The sequence below is a fragment of the Burkholderia sp. BCC1972 genome (assembly GCF_905339605.1).
In the GTDB taxonomy this organism is placed as follows: domain Bacteria; phylum Pseudomonadota; class Gammaproteobacteria; order Burkholderiales; family Burkholderiaceae; genus Burkholderia.
Genome location: NZ_CAJPGH010000032.1, coordinates 77843 through 85729, shown reverse-complemented (window position 1 = coordinate 85729; position 7887 = coordinate 77843). Strand labels below are relative to the sequence as shown.

General features: G+C 66.3%; 8 protein-coding genes. 6 read left to right on the top strand and 2 right to left on the bottom strand.

Annotation, left to right across the window (positions count from 1 at the left end):
- The first annotated feature begins 140 nt into the window (after nt 1–140).
- Nucleotides 141–650: a DUF1269 domain-containing protein gene (locus U5798_RS32260; RefSeq protein WP_124454135.1), complete on the top strand. Its 510-nt coding sequence runs from the start codon at nt 141–143 to the stop codon at nt 648–650.
- Between the two features lie 63 nt (nt 651–713).
- Here U5798_RS32260 and U5798_RS32255 read toward each other — a convergent pair whose 3' ends face one another.
- Entirely contained in the window at nt 714–1337 is a 624-nt protein-coding gene (locus U5798_RS32255) for a lytic transglycosylase domain-containing protein (RefSeq protein ID WP_124454133.1), read from the bottom strand.
- Nucleotides 1338–1862: 525 nt separating this feature from the next.
- Here U5798_RS32255 and U5798_RS32250 point away from each other — a divergent pair.
- Nucleotides 1863–2642: a response regulator gene (locus U5798_RS32250; RefSeq protein WP_124454131.1), complete on the top strand. Its 780-nt coding sequence runs from the start codon at nt 1863–1865 to the stop codon at nt 2640–2642.
- 12 nt (nt 2643–2654) lie between these two features.
- On the opposite strand, the gene U5798_RS32245 is transcribed toward U5798_RS32250, so the two are convergent.
- A complete protein-coding gene (locus tag U5798_RS32245; RefSeq protein ID WP_322084356.1) occupies nt 2655–3773 on the bottom strand; it encodes a PAS domain-containing sensor histidine kinase in 1119 nt (372 codons plus the stop codon).
- A gap of 637 nt (nt 3774–4410) precedes the next feature.
- Between U5798_RS32245 and U5798_RS32240 the strand changes: the two genes are divergently transcribed.
- The 4 genes from U5798_RS32240 to U5798_RS32225 all read left to right on the top strand — a co-directional run bounded on the left by U5798_RS32240 (nt 4411) and on the right by U5798_RS32225 (nt 7876).
- Nucleotides 4411–5067: an SCO family protein gene (locus U5798_RS32240; RefSeq protein ID WP_415859526.1), complete on the top strand. Its 657-nt coding sequence runs from the start codon at nt 4411–4413 to the stop codon at nt 5065–5067.
- A 249-nt stretch (nt 5068–5316) separates the two neighbouring features.
- Nucleotides 5317–5991, top strand: coding sequence for a response regulator (locus tag U5798_RS32235; RefSeq protein WP_124454127.1), 675 nt, complete (start codon nt 5317–5319; stop codon nt 5989–5991).
- Nucleotides 5992–6208: 217 nt separating this feature from the next.
- Entirely contained in the window at nt 6209–6625 is a 417-nt protein-coding gene (gspG, locus tag U5798_RS32230) for a type II secretion system major pseudopilin GspG (RefSeq protein ID WP_185658196.1), read from the top strand.
- A gap of 48 nt (nt 6626–6673) precedes the next feature.
- Nucleotides 6674–7876, top strand: coding sequence for a type II secretion system F family protein (locus tag U5798_RS32225; protein ID WP_322084355.1), 1203 nt, complete (start codon nt 6674–6676; stop codon nt 7874–7876).
- The last annotated feature ends 11 nt before the right edge of the window (nt 7877–7887 follow it).

Below are 7887 nucleotides of genomic sequence, written 5' to 3'. Positions count from 1 at the left end.
GCGGCTCTGAAACGCGCGGCGCCTCCTACCGTGTTCTACCCATGCACTTCGGCGAGCATTACCACTACAAGCCGGACGCGCGCCGCACCAGAATGTCTGAAGGGCGTATCGCCGCATGGCGCGGTGACGTGGGAGGAGCCATGAGAAGGGTCTATTTTCTGTTGCCGACGACACAATGCGCGCAGTCGGTCATCGGCGAACTGCTGTCGCTGCGAATCGAGTGGCGCCATATCCATTGCCTCGCGAATCACGACGTGATGCGCGACGGGTTGCCGGAGGCGACGCTCGCGCAACGCAGCGACCTGCTGCCGTCGCTCGCGCGCGGCACCGCGGTCGGCTTCGGGACCGGCATGCTGCTCGGGCTGCTCGTGCTGGTGTTCCCGCCCGACGGTTTGCGGATCGGCGGCGGCATCGTCGTGGCGATCACGCTGTTCGGCGCGGCCTTCGGCGCATGGGTGGCGACGATGATCGGCGTCGACGTGCCGAGCACGCGCCTGAAGCGCTTCGAGGACGGCATCGAGCACGGCGAATTGCTGATGATGATCGACGTTCCGACCGATCGCGTTCACGAGATCGAGGACGCGATCAAGCTTCATCACACGGATGCACATCTGCAGGGCGAAGATCCGACCATCCCGGCATTTCCCTGATCGTCACCTGACCCGTCGGCCGGTGTCGTGCCGGCCGCGGATCGTACGCGCGGCGCCGGCGTTTCAATTCGCGGCGAGGAGCCGTTTGTAGCGCGCAAGTACGCGAGGCACGTACTCGCGTGTCTGCGGAAACGACGGAATGCGATAACCGGCTCGAATCACGGCGTTCTCCCCGGCATTGTAGGCAGCGAGCGTGAGCTCGACGTTTTCCTTGAACAGGTCGAGCAGGAAGCGCAGATACCGCGCGCCGGCCAGCACGTTGTCGCGCGGATCGAGCATGTCGCCGCCCGAAAAGCGCCGGGCCGTGTCCGGCATCAATTGCATGAGCCCGCGCGCGCCTTTGTCCGAGACCGCCTTCGGGTTGTATCCCGATTCGACATCGATCACCGCGCGAAGGAGTTCGGGCGGAACATTGAACGACCGGCTCGCCTCGGCGATCACGTCCGCGAACGACGACGCGACCGCCGATTTCGGCGCGGCACGCTTCGCTTCCGATGCGGCCGGCGCTGCGGCCGCGACGATCACCTTCAGATTGGCCGTGCCGGGTTCGTTGGTCAGGACGATGGCACCATTGCTCGCCACCGCGCCGAAGATCTGCGCGTGCGCGGCGCACGACCATGCCGAGCCGAATCCCACGCATGCGGCAACGAGCGCTGTTCCCAATCCGGATGAACGGTGGCGGTGCATCTTTCTGGCCTCCTGCACTTGCATTGTTGTGGCCGGTTCATCGGATCGGCAATGGGGCGACCTCCTACACTTCGATGCCGCAAGAGCACCCCGCGGCGGCGATGCAAAACTGTTACGCAAGTAATCGCAGGTAACGCCTGGTAACCGGGAGAAGTTGACGATTCTTACGCGGAACAGTTGTTTTCTGCTCAATGCGCGCGTCGTCGCGGAATGAATCGTTTCCGGCGCGACGGAAGCGATCGGATAGTCCCGCTATCCGTAGTCCTACCGATGCGACGCACAACGTCAAATCGATTCAACTCTGAAACATTCAGGCCGTTGCGCCGCATGTAGGCGGGCGCATGTCGGTCGCGGATGCTCGCGCGCGGCGCACTGGCGCGATCCTTGCTCCGAGCACGAGTGTGACCCGTCGCTCGCGAGATGGGGCGCCAGACCGGATGAAGCAACGAACGAGCGTCCGGCACCGTGCAAACGAGGCGTCGAGATCCGGCGTGGTGCAAGCGCGGAAAAAACTTGGGGGAAGTCGTGAATACTAAATATCGCGTCATGATTGCAGAGGATCACGATCTGCTGAGAAACGGGCTGCGGTCGATGCTTTCCGCACAAGGCGATTACGAAGTCGTCGGCGAAGCGCGAGACGGCAAGGAAGCGTGCCACCTGGCCATGACGCTCGCGCCGGACCTGATCCTGATGGATCTGTCGATGCGCGGGATGAACGGTATCGATGCGAGTGCGACGATCAAGCGGCGGGCGCCGACGATCCGGATCGTCGTGCTCACCGTGCATCAGAACGAGGAGTACGTGCGCGAGGCGCTGCGTGCAGGCGTCGAAGGCTACGTGCTCAAGGATGTTTCGTTTGACGAATTGCTGCTCGCGATGCGCATGGTCATGCAGGGAAAGCGGCACCTGAGCGCGGATGTGTACGGCTACATGGTCGACTCGTTCGTGACCGGCCGCGAAGCGCCCGCGCCCAAGAAGGCGTGGGACATCCTGACCGCGCGCGAACGCAGCGTGCTGAAGCTGATCGCGGAAGGGCGTACGAACCGGCAGGTCGGCCAGTACCTGAACCTGAGCCCGAAGACGATCGAGAAGTACCGGGCGAGCATGATGCACAAGCTCCATCTCGCGAATCTGACGGAACTGGTGCTCGTCGCGATGAACATGGGTCTGCTGACCACGCTCGCGTCCAAGTGCGCGGAACCGAACGTGACCGACCTGCCGGCTCACCCGATCGTCGACGGCGTGCAGGCGCCCGATGCCGTCGCGCGGCTGGACGACTATCCCGCCGGCGGGGCAAAACACTGAGCGTCGCCGGTGTCAGAGCGGCCAGGTTGCCGAGACGCGCGTGCCCGTCGTGGCGGACGACTGGATCGCGAACGTGCCGCCGTGCGACTCGATGCGATGTTGCATGCCGATCAGCCCGAGCCCCGCCGCGCGCGCGTCGTCCGTCGCAAGTGGATGACGCTCGTAGCCGGCGCCGTTGTCGTCGATCGTCAGCAGCAGCCCGCCTGTATCGTGTCGCAGGCCGAGCACGATTTCGGTGGCCTGCGCATGTTTGACGACGTTGTGCAGCGCTTCCTGCGCGACCCGGAACATGTCCGCCTTCAGATGCTCGGGAATGTCGTCGTCGTCGACGTCGCAATTGAACTCGACCGACAGCGGGCTCGCGTCGCGCTCGATGCGGCGGCACAGCGACGCGAGCGCGGCCGGCAGCCCGAGCCGGTCGAGCATCGGAGGCTTCAGTTCGCCGCAGATCTGGCGCACTTCGCCGATCGTCTCGCGAATCCGCAGCACCGCGACGTCGAGCAGATTCGTCGCGTCGGCGATCTCGCCGCGACGAAGCCGCATGAGTGCGTCCTCATTCATCAGCTTGATCAGCGTCAGTGCCTGGCCGAGCCCGTCGTGCAATTCCGCGGCGAGCCGATGGCGTTCCTTCTGCTGGCCCATCAGCAAATAGGTGTGGCATGCATGCACGCCCGCATCGTTGGCCGCGTCGCCGCGTCGTACGGGTTCGGGCATTGGCGGTTCTTCGAACAGCGTCAGCGACAGTCGGGTGCCGGGCAGTGCCTGCTGATGGATGACGAATTGCACGGGATGGCCGCTTCGCCCGCCGAGCATCGCCGTGAACGAATGATGCTGAAGAGCCGCGCTCGTGGACAGCTCGTTCGCCAGCCCGAGATGGGCGTCGTCGGGTGCCAGGTCGAGCAGGTGCCGGCCGACGAGTTCGGTGGTCTTGTAGCCGAACAGCGCAGCGGCGCTGCGATTGACCGATACGAACGCGCCGTCGTCGGCGAGAAGGGCGAGCGCGGCGCCCCGTGCATCGGTGACGACGGTGGTGCGGCGATCGTCGTGACGAAGCGCACTGCGCAGCTTGCGCATCGCATCGATCAGATCGAGCAGCCTGATCCGTGGCCCGTCGGGCTGGCGTTCAGTCATGGTGGCTCCCGAGGTGCATCTTCAGGAAAACGTAAGGTTTCGATCATTCTAGGACGTGACCGACACGGGCCGCAACATGGGGATTTCGCGCGTTCGTCATAGGGAAATGCCTGCCGCCCGCATCGGGGAACGCGCCGAGCGGGCATGTCCTACCGGCCTTTGGGGGGCGTCATCCCATGACGCTCGCGGGCAACTTCATGACACTTCATGGACGGGGCACGGAATTGTCCGCTGCCTGGCTCGTGTCATGGAGGCTGGTATGAACAGGATCGCCAGATCGACGATGGGCGCATTCGTGGTCGCGAGCGTCGCGCTTGCCGCGGCGCCCGCGTGGTGTGCGTCCGATGGCGGCGCGATGGAGAACGCCGGGGCAGCGGCGGCCGAAGGTGCGGCGGCGAACATGAGCGCGACGGAAAACCCGGCGCCGGATGCCGTCGACAGCCTGATGGGAAAGGACATGCAGAACGGTGCCGAACATCCTGCCGCAAACGCGGTGGACAGCGCCGCCGGGGATGCCGCCGGGAGCGCCGCCGACAGCGCAGCGATGCCCGCGATGGGGCACGGGATGGAACACGCGATGGAGCCGGCGGCCGAGCCTGCCGCCGAGCCCGCAGCGGGATCCGCGATGACGCCCGCCATCGACGTCCCGGCACAGCCCGCTCAGCCCGCACCGGCCGCGCCTGCCGGTAACGCGGTCGACAAGGCCGGCACACCCGGCACACCCGGCACGCTCGGCACCCCCGTGACCGAGGGCGCGACGGAAGCCGCGGGCATGCACATGCATCACGCGATGATGCCGGGCACCCTGCACACGATGGTCCAGTATGCGACGCCGACGGTTCAGCTCGTGCGCGACGACGGTCAGTCCGTCTCGCTGGCCAAGGAACTCGACGACGGCCGGCCGGTGATCCTGACGTTCGTCTACACCAGCTGCACGACCATCTGCCCGATGATCAGCCAGACGCTCGAGCAACTGCAGGGTGAACTCGGCGCCGACCGCGACAAGGTCCACATCATGTCGATCTCGATCGATCCGGAGGCGGACACGCCCGAGCGGCTCAGGACCTACGCGGCGCGCTTCGATGCCGGCCCCGAATGGCAGCACTACACCGGGACCGTCGATGCGAGCGTGGCCGCGCAGCGCGCGTTCAACGTGTATCGCGGCGACAAGATGAACCACACGCCGGTGACGTTCGTGCGGGCCGCGCCGGGCCAGGCGTGGCTGCGGATCGACGGTTTCGCGACGCCCACCGAGCTGCTGGCGGCCTATCGCGACGTCGTTGCGTCCAACTAGGGCCCGCTCCCGCGAATCACGGGTTTGCGCCGGCCCCACGAATGAATTTTTCCAGACAGGGAGACGTATCTTTCCGCCCGCACGGCGGCATCGTTCGTCGTTGCAATGGCTACGGCTGTTGCGACCGCTTTCTCCTTGCACGCGCCCAGCTGAAGTCCCCTCGGGGGACGCGCGGAAAGGCACGTTCGCAAGCCCGTCATTAGCGGGAACCGGCCCTGGGCGCCGCGTTTCTGCGAGGGAGCGTCGAAATTGGACAACAAGCATCGTGTGCTGATCGTCGAGGACCAGCATCTGTTGCGGATCGGCCTGAGTCACCTGGTTTCCGAGCTGGCCGACTACTGCATCGTCGGCGCGGCGAGCGGCGGGGTCGAGGCCTGTCATCTCGCCGAGAAGACCCGGCCCGACCTGATCCTGATGGATCTGTCGATGCCGGGCGGCAGCGGCTTCGAAGCAATCGCGACGATCAAGCGCGACGTGCCGCATGTGCGGATCATCGTCCTCACGGTTCATCGCAGCGAAGATGACGTGAGCGACGCTTTCGCCGCCGGTGCGGACGGCTACGTGCTCAAGGACGCGCCGTTCGCCGACCTGGTGCGCGAGATGCGCTTCGTGATGCAGGGCAAGTGCGTGGTCAGCCTCGACGCCTATCGCGCCCGCGTCGGCCTGCATGGGTTGCGCGACGCGAACGCGCACAAGGCGCGCCTGTGGGGTGCGCTGACCAGTCGCGAGCGCACGGTGTTGCGCCTCGTCGTCGAGGGGCACACGAGCCGGCAGGTCGGCGAGTGCCTGAAGGTCAGTCCGAAGACCGTGGACAAGCATCGCGCCAATCTCATGCGCAAGCTCGGCATCGCCAACCTGACCGGCCTGGTTCACTTCGCGATCGACATCGGCGTGCTCGCGCTGAACGACGACGACCATGTGTGAATCCCCTCCATCGGCAGGTTTCCCAACTGGGGGGGAACTACCCATGGGGATGGACGGCACCTCCTACTTCTGGCGCGTACCGGCGTGAACAAGAATGCAATCAACGGCATCGGCAGCGCCGACGCCGCGGGTCGATACAGGGAGGGAAGCCGTGAGCCATGAATCGTCCTCGATACCGGCCGGCGGGCCGGGCCGGCGGCCGCGCGACGAACGAAGCGTGTGCCGTGCATGCGCGAGCCGCGGCTTCACGTTGCTCGAATTGCTCGTCGTGATGGTCATCATCGGGTTGCTGGCAGGGCTCGTCGCGCCACGGTACTTCGAACAGGTCGGCAAGTCGAACGTGAAGATCGCGCGCGCGCAGATCGTGTCGCTCGGCCAGGCGCTGGATCAATACCGGCTCGACGTCGGTTCGTATCCGACCACCGAGGAAGGGCTCGATGCGCTCGTGAACAAGCCGCAAAGCGCAGCGCGGTGGAGCGGCCCCTATCTGCAGAAAGCCGTCCCGGTGGATCCGTGGGATCGGCCCTATCAGTATCGTTCACCGGGCGAACACGGCGACTACGACCTGTTTTCGCTCGGCAAGGACGGACGCGGCGGCGGTACCGGCGAGAACGTGACGATCTCGTCGTGGTAGGGGCGTGGCCACTGTGCACGGCATGAGCAGACCGCAAGGAGAGTCGACGTGAAATTCGTGCTGCGGGTATTCGATACGAGCGGCTCGGTGCAGACGCTGCGAATCGACAGCGATTCGCCGGCGAACGCCGCATCGCTTGCTCGCGCGCGCGGCCTGCGCGTCGTGTCGGTCAACGCGGACGCCGCGCGGCAGCGGCACGGCGCGAAGCGGTTCGGCATGCCGCGTGCGCGCTTCGACGTCGACATGTTCGCGCGCGAGCTCGCGGCGCTGCTCGACGCGGGTGTCGGCCTCGTCGACGCATTGCGCACGCTCGGCGGCAGCACGCGGCGCGAAGCGTCCGCGCAGGTGTATCACGACCTGCTGCGACATCTCGAGGAAGGGCAGTCGCTGTCGATGGCGCTCGAGCACGCGAGCCCGATCTTTCCGCCGGTGCTGGTGGCGTGCGTGAAGGCGAGCGAGCAGACCGGCGGACTGGCCGACAGCCTCACGCGCTATTCGGCCAACAGCGCGACGCTGCGCGAGCTGCGCGCACGGGTCGTGTCGGCGGCGATCTACCCGACGGTGCTGCTGTTCGTCGGCGCAGCCGTCGTGCTGTTCCTGCTCGGCTTCGTGGTGCCGCGGTTCGCGACGCTGCTCGAACACAGCGGACGCGAACTGCCGCTGATGTCGCGGCTGCTGATGGCGTGGGGCGGCATGGTGCACGCGCACGGCGCCGGGCTGGCGGGCGGCCTGGCCGTGCTGGCGGTCGCCGCCGGCGTCGCGCTGCGGCGGCCGGCCCTGCGGATCTGGATCGCCGACCGGCTGCTGGCGCTGCCCGGCATCGGCCAACACTTCCGCGTGTTTCGCCAGTCGCAGTTCTATCGCACGACCGCGATGCTGGTCGACGGCGGCATTCCCGCCATTCGCGCGTTCGACCTCGCGCGCGGCCTGGTCGGCCGCGCGGATCAGGCCGCGCTTGCCGCCGCGCTGCAGCAGATCCGCAACGGCGCGAAGATGTCCGATGCATTCCAGCAGGCCGGCCTCGCGAACGCGATCGGCTATCGCCTGCTGACGGTGGCCGAAAAGACCGGCGGGCTCGGGCCCGTTCTCGACCGGATCGCCGCATTCCAGGAAGCGCAGGTGTCGCGCACGATCGACCTGATTTCGCGGCTGATCGAACCCGCGATGATGATCGTGATCGGCGTGGTGATCGGCGGCATCGTCGTGTTGATGTACATGCCGATCTTCGAGATCGCATCGAGCATTCAGTAGACCGTCCTGGA

Bases quoted from the DNA above. Each gene is read 5' to 3' on its own strand.
- U5798_RS32260 (WP_124454135.1), top strand. From the start codon at position 141: ATGAGAAGGGTCTATTTTCTGTTGCCGACGACACAATGCGCGCAGTCG.
- U5798_RS32255 (WP_124454133.1), bottom strand. From the start codon at position 1,337: ATGCACCGCCACCGTTCATCCGGATTGGGAACAGCGCTCGTTGCCGCA.
- U5798_RS32245 (WP_322084356.1), bottom strand. From the start codon at position 3,773: ATGACTGAACGCCAGCCCGACGGGCCACGGATCAGGCTGCTCGATCTG.